Raw genomic sequence first — 21,067 nt, 5'->3', positions numbered from 1 at the left:
TATTCTTGTTAATACTTATGAGATGAAAATATGAAAAATGTAAAAAACGACACAATTCTGTAATTTCCGATGGTATAATATAACAAGATTCGATATTTTTTTCATTATTGGGAGGTTAAGTGTTAATTGTGAATTATTTTAAGGTTTGTAGTTTGCTAGTGTTCCTATTTTTTATGGCACCCATTGTTTCTTTTGCAGAAAAGGTAGTGGTTATTGACCCGGGCCATGGAGGTAAATTCTCCGGCACGTGTGGATTCTCAGGTAATCAAACTGGTTATTGTGAGAAACATGCTAATTTAGATGTTGCAATCCGCTTAAAAGAATTGCTCAAGAATACAGACATTAAAGTCTATATGACACGCGATTCCAACAGTAAAGATTTTGCAGCAACTTCCCAAGAAGATTTGAAGCAAAGAATGGTCTTGGCAAACAATTTTGTCACAGGAAATAATAATGAAAGTCTGTTTCTTTCCATTCACCATAACGCACATCCAACTTCACAAGTGGCAAAAGGGTTTGAAACCTATTATTACGACTACAGTGCAATGAGTGAAACGGAAAAACAATATCCGCCAGACCCAATCCAAGTAGGATTAGCGGCTGAAAGTGGAAAGTTTGCTAGATTAATACATAATTCAACATTAGGTAAAATTAGAGAGATCGATAAAGGATACATAGATAGAGGACTTCATAATCATCAAGCATTTTTCGTCATCCGAAATGCTCAAATGCCATCTGTTCTTGCTGAACTTGGTTTTATGACGAATAAGGATGAAGAAAAACTTATTAAAACTGCGCAATTCCAGCAAAATGCTGCACATGGAATGGCAACAGCGGTTATCAATTATTTTAAAGTTTTTGAAGTATACGACAAAGATCGCAACAAATTAGCTACTTTTGATAAAAGAGACGACGCTTTGAACTACGCTAGAAACCAAACAAATTATGTGGAAGTATGGGATAAAGATAAGCAACAAACCATTTTCACAAGTGATAAATTCAAAGTTTACGATAAATTGAATGGTTTATTGCAAGAGTTCTATACACAACAAGATGCCATCAATTTTGCTAAAAATCGAAAAGATACGAGAGTTACTCAGGACAAGACTGGATTCATCGTTTGGTCGAATTATATTACGCCTAAATACGAAGTGTACAGTCAAGATAAGCTTGTAGGAAGGTACCTTGATTATGACTATGCCCTAACTATTGCTAAGGCAAGTGCTAATTCTAAAGTTACTGTGATCGGTACAAATGAAGTCGCTTGGACGAATATAAGCGGAGTCCCGGTAAGTCGAGTAGTAGAGACCGAAAGACTTTCTGGAACAGATAGATATTTAACTGCCATTGAAACATCGAAAAAGATCTATCCAAATGGATTTGACGCAACAAAAGCAGATAAAACGGTCATTTTAGCAACAGGTAAAACATTTGCAGATGCATTATCTGCAGGACCACTGGCTTCAAAATATGGAAATGCACCAATCTTACTTTCTAGAAACACAGAATTAAACGAAGAAGTAATAGCTGAAATTACTCGCCTAGGTGCTGACAAAGTGGTAATCATCGGAGGGCATGGTGCGGTTCCGGAACAAGCAGAAATCACTCTTCGTAATAGTGGACTGGAAGTAGAAAGAATCTCTGGTAAAGACCGCTATGAAACGAATAGAGCCATCCTGGCTGAACTTGGAGATGTTAGTGGTGTGTTCTTAGCTTCCGGACAAGGATTTGCAGATGCCCTTGCAGCTGCACCGATCGCCGCGAAAAAGGGCTGGGGAATTCTACTGACTGAGCAAAGCTGGATCTCGCATCATGCGATCCCTTATATGGCAGGAAAAGAAGTTGTCATTGTCGGGGGAACTGCCGCGGTGTCAACAAAAGTAGAAGGTTCCATTACGGGTGCTAGTAAAGTTACTAGATTATCTGGAGCTAATAGATACGAGACATTGGCACAATTATTGTGGAGTTTCTCAAGTGATCTTCAAGGTGAGACGGTCCTTGTATCAACAGGACAGAATTTCCCTGATGCTTTAGTTTCTGCTCCTTTAGCTATTCATAATGGTGCTCCGCTAGTATTAGTGGGGAATAGCAGAAACAGTAATGTGGAGTCTTTCCTGATGGCTTACACAAATGACGTGACAGTGAATAAAGTAGAAATCATTGGTGGAACAAGTGTCATCAATGACACACAAATTTCTACCATTACTACCAAACTAAAATAACAAACAGAAGACTCGATAAGACCTATTCTTATCGAGCTTCTTTTGAAAGGTGATTGTTTTGCAAAAGTCTTCTCTATTAATTGTTTTAACTTGTTTATTGTTAGTGATCTCGGCTTGCTCTAAAACGGAAGAAAAAGAAATCGTAACAAATAATGAAACGAACTCAGAAACACAAGAAGAATCCACTTCAGAAAATACTGTCCCTGCCGATAGTAAAGAAGAAGAAGGAGAGGAAACAACGGAGGAAGAAGAAAAGCCCGAAGAAGAGTCTTCAACTGATGAAACAGAAGAAAGTGAAACGCCATCAGACCCTGGTTTAAAAGTTTATCAACCAAGCGTCGGCTGGGAAAAGAAATTCACGGACGGCGAGGACATTGTTGTTACAGAAAAAGTCATTGCTGCAAATGAAGAATATGTACAGTTTGCTATGATGGTTGGCGGTAATCAGTCCATTCAGATTTATAAATGGACACCAACAGAAATGGCACTTGTTTATGAAGAGGTTTCCGTAGATGATGCATCCATTAATATGTTAGATTCCTTCACACCAAACGACAATCCGGAAGTGTTGCTCTCAGAAACAACCGCACAATGGGAACTAGTAGAAAGCGGAGTCAAACTGGATGTAGCATATGGTTCATTTGAAGATGTTTATGTCATCAAAAAAGTGACAGATGAAGTGGAGGATGCTGATACCATCTATACACGCTATTATGCTCCAGGTTATGGATTAGTAAAAGAAACATACGAAGTGACTGGGGAATATGGTTATTCGGGGAAATCAGAGCTTGAGGTCGTAGAAAAATAAGAAAAGAAACACAATGGGGGAAGAAAAATGAAAAAGTGGATTGTTTCATTACTTGTGGCATGTCTAGTATTCCTGCCGAGCCTTACGCAAGTAGAGGCTTCATCTGGAGCTTCCATTCCAAATGAGGTATCTGTGAAATTGAAGTATCACCTGAAAGAGAGAAAAACCATTCCTTTCAATATTAACGGAACCTATCAGTTGGTAGGCAGTGATTTTGAACTTCAGCAAGATAGAAATTATGAAGTGAAATTGAATGGTTCTGTCATTGAACTCTATGAAAATAGAAAAAAAATCAAGAGTTTTAATCAAACGTTTGAAATCAAACCGGTTAAGTACGGAAAAAGCAATTACATCCGTTTAAACGGTAGGCCTTATTTAGGAAGCATCCGTTATACAATAGAAAATAACTATCTAGTACCTGTAAACAAGTTGCCGATGGAAGATTACCTTAAAGGTGTGTTGCCGAGTGAAATCTATCCTAGCTGGCAGATTGAGTCTTTAAAGGCACAAGCGGTTGCGGCAAGAACATATGCATTGAAAAGAGTTCATCAAGTAATCACCGATGATGTTGGTTCTCAACGTTATGACGGCTATATTTGGTGGGACGAATCAAAGTATGCGAACACAAACGAAGCGGTCAACGCAACAAAAGGACAGGTTCTTACATATAAGGGCAGCCTGATTGACGCAGTATTCAGCTCCAATAATGGTGGATATATTGAAGCGAATAAAGGGGCATGGCCTGGCGGATCCCAACTGGATTATCTAAACGCAAAGAAAGATCCTTACGATCCAGCTTTTGATTGGAATATTATGTTAAGATCCCAACAAATTGCACTAGAAAGCCTAGACCTTGAAGCACCGCAAACGTGGTGGGGAACCATACAGGAATTTGGTGTGAAAAACCCGCTTAAATTTGCAAGTACAGATGAAGCAAAAGTAATCAACAACGTGAAAAATTACTTAAAGAACAATACGCTTGCGTTGAAAGAAGCGAACATTAAGATAGTTGGTATCAGCGATGTGGCAGTTTCAAACTCTACGACTCCTGGACAAAGAAGAACTCATGGCAGTTACAAGATCAATTATTTTGTCCAAAATAAAGATGGCAGCTTTGTCATGGAAACAAAAAATGTAGATGACGAAGAAATTACCCAAATTAAACTTCACACGTTTGAGCAGGTAAATAGTGCAATTACCAATATGCGTGGCATTTTTGGAATCAATGATTTCAAGAGTCACTTTGTTACTTCCATCAACCTAAAAGATGGAGTCTATGACATCAAAGGTAAAGGTTGGGGCCATGGAGTAGGAATGAGTCAATATGGTGCAAAAGCAATGGCGGACCAAGGAATAGCTTATGAAGATATTCTTGCATTCTACTACCCTGGCACTACTTTCACCAACTATATTTCTGATCATATTAATAATAGTTTAAGAGGAACAGACCGCTATGAAACTAGTACAGCGATTGCAAAATATGGCTGGGAACAAGGCTTCCAAACGGTGGTAATCGGTCGCGGAGACAATCCGGTTGATGCATTGACTGGAAGTGTGTTAGCGAAAAAGTACAATGCACCATTATTATTGGTGAAAACAGACGAGTTACCAAACTCAGTAAAAGAGCTATTGTTAACACAAACCATCCACCAGATTTATGTTCTAGGCGGACAAGCGGCCGTTTCGGATAAAACAGTAGCGGAATTAGGTCAATATGCTACTCAAGTTACAAGAATCAAAGGAAGTGATCGTTATGACACTTCTGTGGAAGTAGCAGGACAAATTGACGCTAGTGGGGAAGTGATCCTCACGTCAGGCAGCTCTACTTCACCTGACGCATTATCAGTTGCATCCCATGCTGCTTTGAATCAAATTCCGATTCTCTTTACTAAGGTGGACGAGCTTTCGGCAAGTGTGGAGAAGTATCTAAAAGATAACAATGTGAAAAAGGCAACAATCATTGGCGGTAGAAGTGCCGTTTCGGATGAGGTAGAGGCGAAATTGTCTAACCTTGTAGGTGAAGTGAAACGTGTAAGCGGACCTGATCGCTACGCAACAAGTGTTGCCATTGTGAATGAGTACAATTTAGATCCGCGCAACCTTTTCTTTGCTCGCGGAGAACAATTCATTGATGCTCTTCCTGGATCGGTACTTGCTGCCAAAATGGATGCACCACTTCTATTGACGAAGAAAGATACATTGCCTGATGTTGTATCTGAATACATCAACGAGAATATCCATTACGTTCCTTCTATTCATTACTTAGGTGGAACTGGAGCAATTTCTGAAACGACGAGAAGCGAAATTGAATCTAACATATTGAAGTAATAGAAAAGCTGTCCTTATGCGGGGCAGCTTTTTGTGTTAAACCAAGATTCTAAATCATTAGAATTTCTAGCTGTGGATTGGAGCAAATGGCGTCAAGCACCTTCCCGCGGAACGCGAAGCCATTTGCGGAAAGGAACAGCGGTGTAAAAGCTATCCAATATGATTACAAGTTTTAGTTATCTTAACTTTTATGTATAATAAATGAAGTATGAATTAAATTGTACTTAATAATGTGGAGGAACATGTTTTATCATATAAAACATCCTTATGCATATTCCTTATCTCACGATGTACAGGCACTTGTCAGCTTTGCCAGCATCTAAATTATTTACTCCTGCACACCCGTTCTAATTGCCATAGTGGTCAAAGTGGGATTTTAGAAGACGGGAATTTCGGTGCATTAGTATCCGAAGGAGATAATATTGCCATAGCCAGTGCTATGGATACTACTATCAAGTGCCCTTTGTAAAGAAAAGCTACTTGAATGCTCCTTATTCTTTACCACCACAAACAGTGCGGACAGTTATGAAAAATTAATTTTGGACAAAGGGGAAAATTAAGAAATGCATATTGCTTTATTTATTCCTGTACTAACCTTTGGCGGAGCCGAGAAAGTGGTCATCACTTTAGCAAACGGGTTGGCAGAAAAGGGGCATAAAGTAGATCTGATCCTTATCAAACGCGAGGGTCAGCTTTTACATACAGTTTCGGATAAGGTACGGCTTGTACCGCTTGGATCTAAAAAGACTTTCCTTAGTGTATGGAAGTTGCGACATTATTTGCAGGAAAATAGGCCAGATGTTCTTTTGTCAGGGCTTGATAATGCCAATATCGTTTCGAGCCTTGCGATGAAGGTTGCAAAGGTTAATACAAAACATATTATTGCACTGCATACAAACTTGAAGCAGTCCTATTTACGCCCAAGAACAAAACTGCACCGCTTTTATCCATTTTTCATGCGGAAATTGTTCCCTAGTGCGGATCATTTCGTGGCAGTTTCCGAGTGTGTGGCAAAACAATCGGGTAACTTTTTAGGGCTGACAAATGATAGAATAAAAGTAATCTATAATCCTGTCATTAATGGTAAAATAAAGGAGAAAGCGCTCGAAACAGTTGATAACCCATGGTTGAATGATCCTAACTTTTTTACAATGGTGGCAGCAGGGAGGATCTTTGAAGCAAAAGACTATCCTACCATGTTAAGGGCGTTTGCTAAGGTTCTCCAAGAAGCCCCACATGCACGTTTAATTATTTTGGGAGACGGGAAGCAAACGATAAGGAGAGAAATGGAGGCTATCATCTCCAAGGAGAAGATGAATCATGCGGTAGAACTACGCGGTTTTGTCCATAATCCTTATGCTTATATAAATAAGGCCTCCTTGTTTGTATTAAGTTCAAAATGGGAAGGCTTCGGCAATGTACTTGTAGAGGCCCTTTATTTAGGCAAGCAGGTCATTTCGACTGCATGTGAGTGTGGTCCTGACGAAATTCTTCAAAAAGGGAAATTCGGTTCGCTTGTACCGGTGGGAAAACCAGACGAGTTGGCTAAGGCTATGATAGATAAGATAAAAGTTAAAAGTTATAGAGATAATGAGGCCCTCTCCCTACATTTAAATCAAATGGAGGATAAGTATGTTGTCTCCAAATATGAAGAGTTTTTACAACAGAGGGTAGAAGAAACGAAGGGTTAGGGTGAGAGCAATTATGAATAATGTATCTGTCATCATCCCTACACATAATAGACCGCAGCTTTTGCTTCTGGCCTTGCAAAGTATAGAGGGGCAAACGGAAAAGCCGGACGAAGTTATGGTGGTTATGGATGGTGAGGACAGACAAACTGAACGGTTCTTGAACGAATATAACAGTGAACACTTTACGTACCGATACCTGAAAATACCAAAGAGTAAAGGTGCTTGCTATGCAAGAAATCTTGGGGCAGAACATGCTTCGGGGGATATTTTGATGTTTTTGGACGATGATGATACATGGGAACCTGAAAAAATTAAAAGTCAGCTTCAACAGTTTAAGTTGAATGAACAAGTTGGACTGGTGTATTCGGGGAAGTTAGTTGTTTATAATACTAACCGTAAAAAAGTGATAAGAAAAATTCCCGCTACCGTCAAAGGGAACCTGTATCCAAAAATATTCGAAGATAACTATATCGGAACCACATCATCCGTTGCAGTAAAAAAAGATGTATTCCAACAGGCTGGAGGTTTTGATAATAATCTCCCTGCTATGCAAGATTATGACCTATGGATAAGATGTTGTGAACGTACAACAGTAGCGCATGATAATCAATATAATGTCAGATATACCATCGCTAAAAATGCAGCCAATCAGATTAGTGGAAAAAGCGAGAATCACCACAGGGCTTTAAACTATCTTTTTATAAAATATCGTGAAGTTCTTGAAGGAAAATCCTCTATACTACAAAGAAGATTCAAGTCATCGAGATTCTTGCATCTAGCAAAGGCTGTGCATCGCAATAATTACTTTTATTCGTTGAAGTATTCGTTAAAAAGCCTATTCTATTATCCAAATATTAAAGCAGTAGCATTGTTCTTACCACCGTTTTTATTGTCAGTAGTATCGTTACTCCAACCAGAAAGACGCAAATGACTTGCACGAGATTTAAAACAAAAGATGTACATGTGCATAACTCACAGGTGAAAGAAACGGAAACGGCTGGATCATTAAAGATGTAATGTTTGTCTAAATCATTAGTTGTGAATCAGATAGAAATCAAGGGGGATTGGGGAGAAACGAAGATGAAGAAATGCCTAAGTTTTATGCTCGTAATGCTCTTGTGCCTTACCCCTCTTATCGAAAAAGAGGTTGTACATGCTTCTCAAGAAGAAAACATAAGGATAATTGTCAAATATAAAGAAAAAGGCAATTATTCTTTTAGCAAAGTAAAACCACAAATAAAAAACATTAAAAAGAAAGACTTCAATAAAATAAAAAAGGAGCTTGAAAGCCAAGAGGAAGTGGAATATGTAGAAGAAGACAGCTTCTTCTATTATACAAGCACAACTACCAATACAGACGACCCCTACTATCCATACCAAAAAGATTACTTACAAGTGATGAATGTGCAGGAAGCATGGTCTGGATACGAGCAAAGCTATAAGCCAGTCGTTGCTGTGCTTGATTCGGGGATAGACCTTCACCATCTTGATCTGAAAGAAAACGTACTTAAGCCTTACAATGTTTTATCACCAAGCAGCATGCCAGTGGATGAAATTGGACATGGTACACATGTAGCAGGTATTGTTGGTGCAAAAACAAATAATGGAAGCGGCATTGTATCAATAGTAAAAGATACCTACATAATGCCAATTAAAGTAGGAGATCGCCAAGGTGCTTTTGCCTCTGATATTGCATCCGGAGTTGATTATGCAATCGAAAATGGAGCAGACATCATAAACATCAGTATTGCTGGTCCAAAACAGAACAATACATTGAAAGAGGCGATTGATAGAGCTGTAAATATTGGCGTCATGGTAGTGGCCGCGGCCGGAAATAATTCATCTGATACAGTGGAGTATCCAGCAGGCTATCCAGGAGTTATTTCTGTTGGTGCATCTAATTTAACAGGAGAACTGGCTGATTTTTCAAACTTCGGCGACTTTGTTTCAGTAGTTGCACCTGGTGTTGAAATATTCAGCACATTACCTACCTCTTTTTCAACTAGTATAAGTGGGTACGGAAAAATGAGCGGTACAAGTATGGCTGCTCCTTTAGTTTCCTCACAGGCAGCTATGTTGAAAAGTACAGATAAGAACCTAACAGGTCGACAGTTAAAAGAAATCATAGAAGAGTCAAGTAAAAATGCATTAGACTTACCTATACGACTTGGCCAAGTAAATGCGGAAGCCTCCCTTCAGTATTATCATGGAAAAAACAGGATTTCAGGCAAGAATTCCTTGGAAACATCAGTGGAAGTTGCCAAAAGAGGTTGGGATACTGTATCTTCATCGACATTGACAAATGGTAACCGTGTTTTAAAGGGTAAGTTCGCAATTTTATCCAGCAATAAAACGTTTGCAGACAGCCTTTCGGTCATTCCTTTGGCTTATAAAATCAACAGTCCTATTTTCTTATCGGAGAAGAGCTATCTGCCACAGGTAACCATTTCCTCCATGAAAGAAATGGATGTGGACCATGTTATTGTAGTCGGTGGAGAACAGGCAATCAGTAAAAGTGTAGAGGATAAATTAAAAGCTAATGGATTGAAACCAACGAGGATTTCAGGGAAGACGCGTTATGATACGGCTGTGGAGATAAGTAAGTTCGTAGCCAAAGATAATGGGAAAGTAATGATAGTGAATGGCAAGAGCTTTCCGGATGCATTGTCTGCTTCGGTCGAAGCGGCAAAGAGAAGTATGCCAATTGTGTTTGTAGAAGAAGCTTGGGTCCCAAGTGCTACAAAGGATTTTCTTGAATCGTATGATTTTACAAATAAATACATTGTTGGTGGAACGAAACCCATTAGTGATTCTGTTCAAAAAAGCTTAGAAGCTACCCGGATATCGGGAGCGGATCGATATAAAACCAATATAGCGGTTGCAGAATACTTTAATTCGTCTTACGATGGCTACTATTTTGCCACAGGAGCAGACTTTAAAGACGCCTTAACAGGTGGATTGCTAGCTGCAAAGCAAGGGAAAGCCTTGATGCTTGTCCGTCCTTCAGATATTGATTCTGCAACAAAGACCTTTCTTGAGAAACGTACCCATCAAGAATTTGGAATACTTGGTGGCAGACAGGCAGTTCATTCAAGCGTATTGTGGAAAATTGATAACATTCTTTTGGGCAATTAATATTTATTAAGATTAATAGGTACTAGGCTTTGATGGCTATCGATTTTCGATAGCCATTTAATTATTTTAGTAAGGAATGTAAAAGAAAGTATAGGTAAATATTATTAGTATTATTGCTTAATTTTTGGAAAAGGAATTAATTATGAGTGAACGAAACCATTCTCTTTTAGTGACTGTTTTTACACGGGTATATAATGCAGAAAAACATATCGCAAGCTGCATTGAGTCTGTGCTTAACCAAACGTATGAAAATTTGGGTATCTTCCTTGTAGATGATCAATCAAGTGATAATAGTGTTTTTATTATATAACAATATGCAGAAATGATGCGCGAATTAATTTAATACAACTAAAAGTCACATTGGTGCTGCTGTAGCTCGTAAAAATGGTGATGAATCCATTTATAGTAATAAATTCAAAACAGTGAAACAGAATTGGGAAATTTATCCTCAAATAGAGGAGCTGAGATTTTTAAGTCTGTATAGAGTTTTGTAAATTATGCATACAATGGCGTTCAAAAAGGAGTTTATCGGGTATATGACTAAATAAAAACGTGATGATTAAGTGCTGTATTACGCACTAAGTCATCAATATTACAACAAAGGACACCTACTATTACATTTACACAATTTTATTTTCAATACAGAAAATATCTGTTAAAATGACAAAGTGTGCGATACAAGCAATTGGATAATTAAACTAGACATGTTTGTTCCGCAAATATGAAATGCTAAAAATAAGAACAAGAAATTAGGTGACGATAATGGATTTACAGTTAATACTCGCTTTCGTAGTGTCATTCATCACCGTCCTCGTTATCACGCCATTGGTTATAAAATTCGCTCATTATATTGGAGCAACCGATAAACCGAACCATCGAAAAGTCCACCAGAAGATCATGCCTCGCTTAGGGGGTCTCGCCATCTTCATTGGTGTTGTTGTAGGATATGTATTTGTTGGTCTTTATGACCAAAGAATTACCGGGATTACCATTGGGGCATTAATTATCGTGTTGATCGGAATCTTCGATGATAAATATGAACTAAAAGCAAGAACAAAACTTCTTGGCCAAATTGCAGCAGCTGGTGTTATCGTTTATACAGGTCTTAAAATTGACTTCATTACCATACCGTTCATCGTAGAACGCCTTGAATTAGGCTGGTTGTCCATCCCTATTACAATTCTTTGGATTGTGGGAATCACTAATGCAATCAACCTTATTGACGGGTTGGATGGGCTTGCAGCAGGTATCTCCACTATCGCCATTGGCACCATTGCAGTTATTGCAGGTCTTGGCGGTAAAGAGTTAATCTTGACCCTATCGCTTATCATTCTGGGGAGTACTATTGGCTTCCTGTTTTATAACTTCCACCCAGCCAAAATTTTTATGGGAGATACAGGGGCACTTTTTTTAGGATATTGTATTTCCGTATTATCACTACTGGGGCTATATAAAAGTGTGACACTTTTCAGTTTTGTCATCCCGATTATTATCCTCGGTGTGCCGGTATTTGATACAGCATTTGCGATCATTCGCCGAATCTTGAACAAGCAACCAATTTCAGCACCTGATAAAAGTCATTTACATCACAGGTTGCTGGCTTCCGGTTTGTCCCATAGGAATACTGTGCTTGTCATTTACGGATTTGGTATCACCTTTGCAGCATGTGCAATCTTTTTAACTTCTGCGACCATCTGGGGTACGATTTTAATTACCGTACTTCTTATCATCTTGATCCAGTTTATTGCAGAACTTGTTGGCATCTTTAATGAACAGAACAAGCCGTTTATGAAGTTCTACAGGAAAGTATTTGGAAGACATTAATGAATAATTGAGTCACCTGACTTAATATTGATAGATTGATAGATGTCAGTGCCAGACCCTCAATTGGGTTTGGCACTTTTTTATTGTGAAACAAAGATAAAAAAACCTTCCCAAGTGTAACGGGAAGGCCAAGAAATAGGGAACAGAGTCATGAACGTTTATAGGAGTTACAAAGGCATCGGTAATAATGTTGAACTTCCTATCCAAGGTCTTTTTTTCTTATTCAGTCGTTTCTTCTGCTTGTGCAGTAGCATCTTCAATCTCGAGATGCTGTTTAAGAATGCTTCTCACTTCCAAGATACTCTCCTCGTAAGGAACAAAATAATATGCTCCTGAACTCGTATCATCTGCACCTTCAAGTGTTACATTTTCCACACTGGACGAATTAAAGCCTGCATACAATTTGCTTAACCCTATCCCTTCTGAAACCCTAATATTAGTTTGTACATTATCGCCCATCTCTTTGGCGATATCATCTACTTTGAATAGGTTTCCTGGCTTAAGCATTTCGCTCATTGCAGCTTGAATGATCTGTTTCTGTCGGTCGTTACGTCCAAAGTCTCCACGAGGATCCTGCTTTCTCATTCGGGCATAGGCGAGAGCTTCTTCCCCATCTAAATTCATCTTTCCTTCAGTGAACTGAAGGATGGAATTATCTACATCTGATTTTTCTGTAAAGTCAAAAGGTACCTCTACTTCCACTCCGCCTATAATGTCAATTACGTTTTTGAAGCCTTCAAAATTTACGGTTGAATAGTAATCAATTGGTACTTCTAGCAACTCTTCCACTTTTTCAATTGTCATTTCTTTTCCACCATATACATGAGCATGATTTATCCGTGATTCATAACCTAGGTGCTCATAATACACTAAGGTATCACGAGGAATACTTAACAATTTCATTGTCTTCTCTTTTGGATTTAGTGTAGCAACAATTAAAGTATCCGTACGACCGTTTTCTCCACCTGAAGAGTAATCTTCAATTCCCATAATCAGTACGGAGAAAGGATCTTTATTAATCTCTACCTCTTTATCCCTGTATTTAGATTTTTCTCTATCCAATTCCGTATAGGCGCTATTGGCAGCCTGATATGTTTCAAACAATAAATATCCACCATAAGCAACTACTGCTAAGAAAAGAGTTGTGATGACAAGTAAGACTCTTTTTAGTCTTTTGCCTTTCTTTCTTTTCTTTTCAAATCTAGAATTAACCAATGTTATATCTCCTCTTTAATTAATTTACACGTCCTGTTCAAGGTAAAGACGTTTTCCAGGAGTGGTTTCTGCTTTTCCATTTGTGAGGTCTGTCATCCACTCCACGTATTCTTGAGATTTATCATCCTCTACATACACGTCGAAGGTTACGTCTTCCAGATAATGAATGTCCTTCAAGATGCTTGTGGAAGAAGAACGCAATTCATTTTCTATCTTTCCTAATAATGTGTACTCAACGTTTGTATGCATAATTTGCACTAATTTTCGTTCTACCATTCCTGTAGCTATTATTCCTTCTGAAGTGGCTTTTCCGTAGGCGCGAATCAGCCCACCAGCACCAAGTTTAATGCCGCCGAAGTAGCGGGTAATGACAACTACAGTGTCTTTCAGGTCTTTCTTTTTAAGGACTTCAAGGATGGGAACTCCTGCTGTACCGCTGGGTTCGCCGTCATCGTTGGCTTTTTGGACCTGGTTGTTTTCTCCGATCATATATGCAGAGCAGTTGTGTGTTGCGTCCCAATGCTTCTTTTTTATCTCTTGAATGAATCTTTGGGCTTCTTCTTCAGTAGTTGCTCGGGCCACGTGTGCGATGAATCTTGATTTCTGTATCACAATTTCATGCTCTCCATGCCCTTTTACGGTATAGTAGTGAGATAGCAATCTGACAACGCTCCTTTAAAGGATTGGCACTTTTGTATGGTGTGAAAATAGGCCATACTCCATCTATTATAAGTGCTGGGTGATAGGACATCAAATAAAATATAGTTCATAGCTCCTTGTAATGGCAAGAATCGACAAAGTTTAACCCGATTGTAATAATAATGTTATACAAGTAAAACTTTAGTCCGATATAATAAAGTGTGGACAAATTTCGACAGCTACCCCCACAAATGTTTGGAAGATATGGAATGATATAGCATATAGTGTCTTTCTTCTTTTTGGGTATAATGTACTATAACAATAAAGAAGTATTCATAATATTCTTTTAAGAATACAGGGTCTTTTGGAGGATGTCCTATGTCTCGGAAAGTTATAAACTCTAAACAATTAGACATGATCATTGAACAAATGGTGAAAACCGTTGAATTGAGCAAGGACGAGATCTTTGAAATCGGGGAAAGCTCTCGTAAAGAATTCGAGAACCTTGGAAAAGAGTTAAATGCGGTGAAGTTGGAAGTGGCACAGCTTATCCAGAAACAGGACAAGCTTGAAATCCAAGTCCGGCATGCAAGAAACCGTCTTTCAGAAGTAAGCAGGCAATTTAAAAATTATACAGAAGAACAAATCAGACAAGCATATGACCATGCACATGAGCTTCAGTTGGAGCTCCATACGATTTCGCAAAATGAGGCACAGCTTCGCAATCGCAGAAATGAGATAGAGCGCAGGCTGCTGAATCTGGAGGAAACCATTACAAAAGCTGATCGCCTGGTCAGTCAGGTATCCGTGATATTGAATTATGTCACAGGTGATCTTCAGCAGGTTGGTCAGATGATTGCCGACGCATCTGAAAAACGTGACTTCGGCTTTAAGATTATGGAAGCCCAAGAAGAGGAGCGTCGCCGACTTTCTCGGGAGATACATGATGGCCCGGCGCAAATGCTGGCCAATGTAATGATGCGATCCGACTTGATTGACCGTACTTTCCGGGAGCGGGGCCCTGGAGAGGCCTTATCAGAGATCCGCTCCTTGAAAGTAATGGTGCGCTCCGCTCTATATGAAGTGCGAAGGATCATTTATGACCTTCGACCGATGGCACTCGACGATCTTGGGTTGGTGCCTACTTTAAAGAAATATATTTCGACTATCGAGGATTATCATAATGGATATCCACAGATTGAATTTATGAACCTCGGTGTGGAACATCGCATTTCCTCCAACCTCGAGGTAGCAGTGTTCCGGCTTGTACAGGAGTCGCTGACAAATGCCATTAAGCATGCGGCGGCAAGCTCCATTTATGTGAAATTAGAAGTGAAACCTACCCATATCATTGTCATTGTCAAAGATGACGGAGTAGGATTTGATACGACAGAAAAAAAAGAAAAGTCGTTTGGTTTAATTGGAATGAGAGAAAGAGTGGAACTGATTAACGGGGAAATGGACATCCAGTCCTCTTCCGGAAAAGGGACCAACGTTTTCATCAAGATTCCATTAGGCTAAAGATGTATTTGGGAGGATGAGAGGAATGGATACGACAAAAATCGTGATTATTGATGATCATCAGCTTTTCCGTGAAGGAGTAAAACGCATTCTTGATTTTGAAACTAACTTTCACGTGGTGGCAGAAGGTGACGATGGTGAGGAAGCGGTTGATTTAATGGAAAAGCATGATCCAGACGTCATCATCATGGACATCAACATGCCAAAAGTAAACGGTGTAGAGGCTACAAGGCGACTTGTGGAAGCCAACCCGGAAACAAAGGTCATCGTACTATCCATTCATGATGATGAAAACTACGTTACCCACGCACTGCAAACAGGCGCTCGCGGTTATCTGTTAAAAGAGATGGATGCAGATGCGTTAGTGGATGCAGTCAAGGTCGTTGCTGACGGCGGCTCTTACCTTCACCCGAAAGTGACGCACAACCTTGTAAGGGAATATCGCCGACTAACGGAAAATGGTGTGCGAAGCGGTTCACGCGGAAGCGTTGGAGGCGGTTCTACCGTTACAACGTATCAGCAAGTTGAAATTCGCCGCCCACTTCACCTGTTGACACGCCGAGAATGCGAAGTACTTCAGCTGTTGGCTGACGGAAAAAGCAACAAGGCAATCGGGGAAGCGTTGTTCATCAGTGAAAAGACGGTTAAGAACCATGTTAGTAACATCCTTCAAAAAATGAATGTAAATGACCGTACACAAGCTGTTGTTGTGGCAATCAAGAATGGCTGGGTAGAGGTTAGGTAACCTTGGGGATTTTTTTCTCCAAGGTTTTTTTTATGGTGTTGGGTTGTGTGTGGGGGGCGGGGGTGCGAAACCTGTCTGTTCGTGTCGATTGGCATTTATATCGTGCGAGTTGGCTTATAAAATGAAAACTTGGACTATAAATCAAAAAGTTGGCTTATAAATCCTAAACTTGGCTTATAAAATTTGACGAGCGAACGCTCTGCCAATAAATATCAAACAAAAGATGAAACTTATTCCCATTTCATGTACAATCTATAGTAGATAACAGAAATACTCAGTATAAGGAAGGTCTACATTATGAAAACGGCGATTGTTACAGACAGTACTGCCTATATCTCAGCAGAATTACGCGAAAAGCATGACATACATATGATCCCGCTAAATGTTATTTTCGGGAACGAATCGTACCAAGAAGAAGTCGACATCAAAGTAGAGCAATTTTACGAAGAGGTTAAAAACAGCAGAGAGCTTCCATCCACGTCTCAACCTGCAATCGGCGAGTTTGTTTCCCTATTTGAAAAGCTTGCAAAAGACTATGATGCCGTTGTAAGCATACACCTATCCAGTGGAATAAGCGGCACATACCAAGGTGCTGTAGCAGCAGGCGAAATGGTAGAAGGAATCGATGTGCACGCATTTGATTCCGAAATCAGCTGTATGATCCAAGGCTTCTACGCATTAGAAGCGGCGGAATTGGCCGCAGAAGGAAAGTCGCCCGAACAAATTATGGAACGATTGAATGTTATGAAAGAATCGGACCGTGCTTACTTCATGGTGGATGACCTTTCCCATCTGCAGCGCGGTGGACGTTTGAGCAGCGCCCAAGCGATTGTCGGAAGCCTCTTGCAGGTGAAACCGCTGTTGCATTTCGTCGACACGAAAATTGTGCCTTTCGAGAAAATCCGCACACGCAAAAAAGCGGTCAAACGCATTCATGACCTGTTTGATGAGGATGCTTCTTTAGGAGTTCCGATGCGAGCATGTGTGATCCACGCAAACCGTGAAACGGAAGCAGAAGAAATGAAAAGAGAGCTGGAACAGAAATACCCGCACGTGGAGTTTTTCCTAAGCTACTTTGGCCCGGTAATCGGAACGCATTTAGGTGAAGGCGCATTGGGTCTTGGCTGGTATAAGCGATAATATTAATTATATGGACACAACATCGAGAGTGGAAAGACATCAGGAGCAGTGGGTTGCTTGGGGTGTCTTTTTTTGTTTGTGGGGAGATGGGGGGCTTCTGTTACCGTTTGAGGTGGAAATGGAGCGGGATGGGCGTAGAGGAGGCGTCTCTCGTCCCGTTTGAAGAAAAAATCCTACGAAACGGTCGTAGAGAGCGCTCCTCTCTCACCGTTCAAACAAAAGTACCAACCAAACGGGCAGAGAGAAAAGCCCATCTATTACAAAAATCCCAATTCCAAGGAGGAAACCAATGATCTTCACCCAAACAACCAATAACCACTTAAAAATCACCACTCAAAAAACCGAACACACTCAAAGGATTTCCCAAGTCCCCTCCATCCCGCACCCTCCCATCCAGGCAACATACCCCTTCGAAAAGGAACTCCAACACTTCCTAAGCGGTAAGCGCCTTCTACCTGATGAACTCCCCTTTAGCCATGACACCCTCCAAGCACATTACCAAAATGGATACATACAACTGAATGTTGGAGTCCGCTCAACCAATCCAGAGTCCAAATGCAATCGGTGCGGAAACGTGAATCAAAACCTGTTTGCTTCGTTCGACTGTGCCCGCTGTCAACAACCTTGCACCTATTGCCGCCATTGCATCATGATGGGGAGGGTAAGCGAGTGCACTCCGCTCTTCTCTTGGAGTGGGCCACGACCAAACACCACTGACCAAGATACCACCCTCAGATGGGACGGCACCCTCTCCAAAGGCCAGCAACTCGCCTCCAACAAAGTCGTCGAAACAATCCAAAGCAACACCTCGCTCCTTGTCTGGGCAGTCTGCGGCGCAGGGAAAACGGAGGTTCTTTTTAAAGGAATAGAAGCCGCGCTAAGGAAAGGCGGCCGAGTTTGTATTGCCACACCAAGAACAGACGTGGTACTTGAGCTATCCCCAAGGTTAAAACAAGTTTTTCCTACCATTGATGTTGCAACTCTTTATGGAGGGAGCGAGAACAGAGTGAAAAATGCCCCGCTCACCATCGCCACCACCCACCAGCTTCTTCGTTATTACCGCGCATTTGATACCCTCATCATTGACGAGGTCGATGCCTTTCCTTACTCCATGGATCCAACGCTTGAGTATGGGGCAAACCAGGCACGAACGGAAGACGGGAGCCTGATCTACCTAAGTGCGACTCCATCGAAAAAGATGCAAAGAGAGGTTCGTGCTAAAAATCTTGAATCTGTCGTGATCCCAGCTAGATATCACAAACATCCCTTACCGGTTCCAGCCTTAGAGTGGTGTGGAAAATGGGAGAAGCGAGTGAAAAATGACGAACTTCCAATGAATGTCCGTACTTGGGTCAGAAAACACATGGAAAAAGGAAGCCCCATATTCTTGTTTGTCCCCAATATAGCCCTTTTGGAGAAAGTCGTGAAAATTTTAGCCAAGGAACATGGCGAGCTCGTAGCTGGCGTCCATGCAAAAGACAAAGAGCGTAAAGAGAAAGTGGCAGATTTCCGGAAAGGGAAAATCAAGATTCTTGTGACTACGACCATTTTGGAGCGTGGTGTGACGGTAGCTGATGTTCAGGTGGGGGTGCTTGGGGCGGAAGAGGATGTTTTCACGGAAAGTGCACTTGTGCAGATTACTGGCAGAGTTGGTAGAAGCAGGAGCTACCCGAATGGGGATGTCCGTTTTTTCCATTATGGAAAGACAAATGAAATGGTGGCTGCGGTTGATCAAATTAGAAGGATGAATTATCGAGCAAGGAAGGGAGGATTTTTGAAATGAGGAATTGCCTGTTTTGTCACGGTAATGTTTCCTCTGCATTTGGATGGAGTGCATTTTTAGGGTTGCAAAAACGTCATCCTGTTTGTGAAGACTGCGAAAATTCTTTTCAACTAATCACCGGAGAGCTTTGCGAAATTTGCGGGCGGGAGTGGACACTGGTTGCAGAAGAAAACCGCCATGGAGATACCTGCTCCGACTGCTTCAGATGGGAAGGCGACCCGGAGACAACCGGTCTGCTCCAACAAAACCGGTCCGTCTACCAGTACAATGAACAGATGAAAGATATATTGGCGAGGTATAAATTCCGGGGGGATGCCGTGCTTGCTCAAGGGTTTCAGAAAGAATTCCGGAACACATTTGAAAAGGTGTGGGATAAAAAAGTGCGGCCCATTCTTGTTCCCATCCCCTTAAGTCCAGAACGTAAATATGAACGTGGTTTCAATCAGTCGCTTTTATTGGCAGAGTTTTTGCCTGGAAAGCCGGAAGAGTTACTCTCTAAAAACAATTCAGACAAGCAATCAAAAAAGGCACGACGGGAGAGATTGGAACGGGAGAATACGTTCTATGTTCCTGAGCCTGAAAAAGTAATGGGGAAAAGCATCCTCCTCATTGACGATATTTACACGACGGGGACAACCGTGCGGATGGCAGCGAAGGTTCTGAAGGATGCCGGTGCAAAGGATATTTCCTCGTATACACTTGTTCGCAGTTAACATTTTGCCACCTTTTACGATATAAAGAATAAGAATTTATTGCTCGAAAGGGAGTTGCGGTATGTCTCAGCTAGATAATTGCCCAAGTTGCGGTCAGATATATGTGAAAAATGCGTTCCGGGAAGTGTGTGAAACGTGTTATAAAGAAGAAGAAGCAAAGTACCAAAGTGTTTATAAATATATCCGCCAACGTGAAAATCGGACGGCGTCGATGGACCAGGTTGTGGAAAGAACGGGAGTCGAGGAATATCTGATCATCAAATTCATCAGAAAAGGCCGCATCCAACTGGTTCACTTTCCGAATTTAGGTTATCCATGCGACCGTTGTGGTAGGATTATTAGGGAGGACAAGCTCTGTGCGAGTTGTAAAAAAGATATACACGGACAACTTTCCCAACTAGAACGCGAAGAAGAGCGAGCACGTTCGGTTCGTGAAGAAGGAAAAACATACCACGTACTAAATAAGAAGTTTTAATAAACATTCTATCCATTGTGCCGATAAAATAGATAGATAAACTGTTCGTAAAGGAAGGGGTATTGTATGAAGATAAACAATTTAGGACCTTCAGGGGTTAACCCATATAAAAATCAAATGAAACAGCATCAAACTGCGACAACGAACCAAGCCAAGAGCGACCAGGTAGAAATATCTAGTAAAGCTAAAGAATTGCAAGAGCGTTCTCAGTTTGCTGAAGCCCGTCAGGAAAAGGTCGCGAAACTGAAAATCTCCGTGCAGAACGGGACCTATCAAGTAGATTCCAAAGCCGTCGCCAACAAAATGATTGATTATTACTCAAATAAATAAAAGAGCTTCAAAACAAGGAGAACCTATGTCGATTCCAACTATCATCACCATACTTGAAAAAATGCTCACGTTGCACGCCTACCTCAATGAGCTCACCGTACGGAAAGAAGAGATCGTCAAGGCGAACAAAGTGGAAGAGCTTCAACAGATTACTAAAGAAGAAAAACAATATACCCGAGCAATCGTCCAACTGGAAAAGCAACGAGCGGAACTGTCCGATGGGAAAACGGTTACGGAGCTTGCAGAATTGGGCACCCCTACGGAAAGGGATACCCTGCTTGACTTGAAAGCAAGACTGACTGAAACCATCACCAACATTCAAAAGCAAAATGAGCTAAATCAGCTTCTGCTTGAGCAATCTCTGCAATTTGTCACCATGACTATAAACACCTTAAATCCGCAGCCAAATGCGGTGAATTACGAAAAACCTGCGAATACGAAGAAACCTGTGAGTGCCCCGGCGCGTTCGCTGTTTGATTCAAGAGCTTAGGAGGAACA

The 21,067-nt window shown here is 40.8% G+C and carries 18 protein-coding genes; 16 read left to right on the top strand and 2 right to left on the bottom strand.

The window, feature by feature from the left end; translation table 11 throughout:
* The first annotated feature begins 128 nt into the window (after positions 1-128).
* The 8 genes from LG307_RS19625 (at position 129) to LG307_RS19590 (ending at position 12,008) form a co-directional block, all read left to right on the top strand.
* Complete coding sequence (locus LG307_RS19625) at positions 129-2,222, top strand: cell wall-binding repeat-containing protein (protein WP_404445537.1); 2,094 nt, start codon at positions 129-131, stop codon at positions 2,220-2,222.
* A gap of 58 nt (positions 2,223-2,280) precedes the next feature.
* Positions 2,281-3,030, top strand: a complete 750-nt coding sequence (locus tag LG307_RS19620; RefSeq protein WP_404445534.1) for a hypothetical protein — start codon at positions 2,281-2,283, stop codon at positions 3,028-3,030.
* Between the two features lie 27 nt (positions 3,031-3,057).
* Positions 3,058-5,358: a SpoIID/LytB domain-containing protein gene (locus tag LG307_RS19615; protein WP_404445532.1), complete on the top strand. Its 2,301-nt coding sequence runs from the start codon at positions 3,058-3,060 to the stop codon at positions 5,356-5,358.
* Positions 5,359-5,921: 563 nt separating this feature from the next.
* Positions 5,922-7,049, top strand: coding sequence for a glycosyltransferase (locus LG307_RS19610; RefSeq protein WP_404445530.1), 1,128 nt, complete (start codon positions 5,922-5,924; stop codon positions 7,047-7,049).
* 13 nt (positions 7,050-7,062) lie between these two features.
* Complete coding sequence (locus LG307_RS19605; protein WP_404445528.1) at positions 7,063-7,980, top strand: glycosyltransferase family 2 protein; 918 nt, start codon at positions 7,063-7,065, stop codon at positions 7,978-7,980.
* A gap of 149 nt (positions 7,981-8,129) precedes the next feature.
* Positions 8,130-10,184 carry a S8 family serine peptidase gene (locus LG307_RS19600; RefSeq protein ID WP_404445527.1) on the top strand — a complete coding sequence of 685 codons (2,055 nt, stop codon included), beginning with the start codon at positions 8,130-8,132 and terminating at the stop codon, positions 10,182-10,184.
* Positions 10,185-10,326: 142 nt separating this feature from the next.
* Positions 10,327-10,494 (top strand): glycosyltransferase, encoded by a 168-nt coding sequence (locus LG307_RS19595; protein ID WP_404445525.1) that lies wholly within the window; start codon positions 10,327-10,329, stop codon positions 10,492-10,494.
* Positions 10,495-10,946: 452 nt separating this feature from the next.
* Positions 10,947-12,008, top strand: coding sequence for a glycosyltransferase family 4 protein (locus tag LG307_RS19590; protein WP_404445522.1), 1,062 nt, complete (start codon positions 10,947-10,949; stop codon positions 12,006-12,008).
* Positions 12,009-12,227: 219 nt separating this feature from the next.
* On the opposite strand, the gene LG307_RS19585 is transcribed toward LG307_RS19590, so the two are convergent.
* Entirely contained in the window at positions 12,228-13,223 is a 996-nt protein-coding gene (locus LG307_RS19585) for an LCP family protein (RefSeq protein WP_404445520.1), read from the bottom strand.
* 24 nt (positions 13,224-13,247) lie between these two features.
* Positions 13,248-13,883, bottom strand: coding sequence for a YigZ family protein (locus tag LG307_RS19580; RefSeq protein ID WP_404445517.1), 636 nt, complete (start codon positions 13,881-13,883; stop codon positions 13,248-13,250).
* A 357-nt stretch (positions 13,884-14,240) separates the two neighbouring features.
* Here LG307_RS19580 and LG307_RS19575 point away from each other — a divergent pair, with 357 nt between their 5' ends.
* The 8 genes from LG307_RS19575 to LG307_RS19540 all read left to right on the top strand — a co-directional run bounded on the left by LG307_RS19575 (position 14,241) and on the right by LG307_RS19540 (position 21,059).
* Positions 14,241-15,383 (top strand): sensor histidine kinase, encoded by a 1,143-nt coding sequence (locus LG307_RS19575; RefSeq protein ID WP_404445514.1) that lies wholly within the window; start codon positions 14,241-14,243, stop codon positions 15,381-15,383.
* 25 nt (positions 15,384-15,408) lie between these two features.
* Complete coding sequence (locus LG307_RS19570) at positions 15,409-16,128, top strand: response regulator (RefSeq protein WP_404445512.1); 720 nt, start codon at positions 15,409-15,411, stop codon at positions 16,126-16,128.
* Positions 16,129-16,425: 297 nt separating this feature from the next.
* Positions 16,426-17,268, top strand: coding sequence for a DegV family protein (locus LG307_RS19565; protein WP_404445510.1), 843 nt, complete (start codon positions 16,426-16,428; stop codon positions 17,266-17,268).
* Between the two features lie 289 nt (positions 17,269-17,557).
* Complete coding sequence (locus tag LG307_RS19560) at positions 17,558-19,051, top strand: DEAD/DEAH box helicase (protein WP_404445507.1); 1,494 nt, start codon at positions 17,558-17,560, stop codon at positions 19,049-19,051.
* A complete protein-coding gene (locus tag LG307_RS19555; protein ID WP_404445505.1) occupies positions 19,048-19,764 on the top strand; it encodes a ComF family protein in 717 nt (238 codons plus the stop codon). The genes LG307_RS19560 and LG307_RS19555 overlap by 4 nt, the downstream gene beginning before the upstream one ends.
* Positions 19,765-19,825: 61 nt before the next feature.
* Entirely contained in the window at positions 19,826-20,239 is a 414-nt protein-coding gene (locus tag LG307_RS19550) for a TIGR03826 family flagellar region protein (protein WP_404445502.1), read from the top strand.
* A gap of 66 nt (positions 20,240-20,305) precedes the next feature.
* Positions 20,306-20,569 (top strand): flagellar biosynthesis anti-sigma factor FlgM, encoded by a 264-nt coding sequence (flgM, locus tag LG307_RS19545; RefSeq protein ID WP_404445499.1) that lies wholly within the window; start codon positions 20,306-20,308, stop codon positions 20,567-20,569.
* 25 nt (positions 20,570-20,594) lie between these two features.
* Complete coding sequence (locus LG307_RS19540) at positions 20,595-21,059, top strand: flagellar protein FlgN (protein ID WP_404445497.1); 465 nt, start codon at positions 20,595-20,597, stop codon at positions 21,057-21,059.
* Positions 21,060-21,067: the final 8 nt, after the last annotated feature.

Origin of the sequence: Sutcliffiella horikoshii (assembly GCF_044809035.1) — a bacterium.
GTDB classification, from domain to species: domain Bacteria; phylum Bacillota; class Bacilli; order Bacillales; family Bacillaceae_I; genus Sutcliffiella_A; species Sutcliffiella_A horikoshii_G.
Note: the sequence above shows the minus strand (reverse complement) of the source record. Positions and strands in the feature narration are given on the sequence as shown.

What these genes read in the sequence shown, in the direction of transcription:
- LG307_RS19590 (WP_404445522.1), top strand. Translation starts at nt 10,947, where the DNA reads ATGGATTTACAGTTAATACTCGCTTTCGTAGTGTCATTCATCACCGTC.
- LG307_RS19570 (WP_404445512.1), top strand. Translation starts at nt 15,409, where the DNA reads ATGGATACGACAAAAATCGTGATTATTGATGATCATCAGCTTTTCCGT.
- LG307_RS19540 (WP_404445497.1), top strand. Translation starts at nt 20,595, where the DNA reads ATGTCGATTCCAACTATCATCACCATACTTGAAAAAATGCTCACGTTG.
- LG307_RS19615 (WP_404445532.1), top strand. Translation starts at nt 3,058, where the DNA reads ATGAAAAAGTGGATTGTTTCATTACTTGTGGCATGTCTAGTATTCCTG.
- LG307_RS19560 (WP_404445507.1), top strand. Translation starts at nt 17,558, where the DNA reads ATGATCTTCACCCAAACAACCAATAACCACTTAAAAATCACCACTCAA.
- LG307_RS19610 (WP_404445530.1), top strand. Translation starts at nt 5,922, where the DNA reads ATGCATATTGCTTTATTTATTCCTGTACTAACCTTTGGCGGAGCCGAG.
- LG307_RS19555 (WP_404445505.1), top strand. Translation starts at nt 19,048, where the DNA reads ATGAGGAATTGCCTGTTTTGTCACGGTAATGTTTCCTCTGCATTTGGA.
- LG307_RS19605 (WP_404445528.1), top strand. Translation starts at nt 7,063, where the DNA reads ATGAATAATGTATCTGTCATCATCCCTACACATAATAGACCGCAGCTT.
- LG307_RS19595 (WP_404445525.1), top strand. Translation starts at nt 10,327, where the DNA reads ATGAGTGAACGAAACCATTCTCTTTTAGTGACTGTTTTTACACGGGTA.
- flgM (WP_404445499.1), top strand. Translation starts at nt 20,306, where the DNA reads ATGAAGATAAACAATTTAGGACCTTCAGGGGTTAACCCATATAAAAAT.
- LG307_RS19600 (WP_404445527.1), top strand. Translation starts at nt 8,130, where the DNA reads ATGAAGAAATGCCTAAGTTTTATGCTCGTAATGCTCTTGTGCCTTACC.
- LG307_RS19550 (WP_404445502.1), top strand. Translation starts at nt 19,826, where the DNA reads ATGTCTCAGCTAGATAATTGCCCAAGTTGCGGTCAGATATATGTGAAA.
- LG307_RS19575 (WP_404445514.1), top strand. Translation starts at nt 14,241, where the DNA reads ATGTCTCGGAAAGTTATAAACTCTAAACAATTAGACATGATCATTGAA.
- LG307_RS19565 (WP_404445510.1), top strand. Translation starts at nt 16,426, where the DNA reads ATGAAAACGGCGATTGTTACAGACAGTACTGCCTATATCTCAGCAGAA.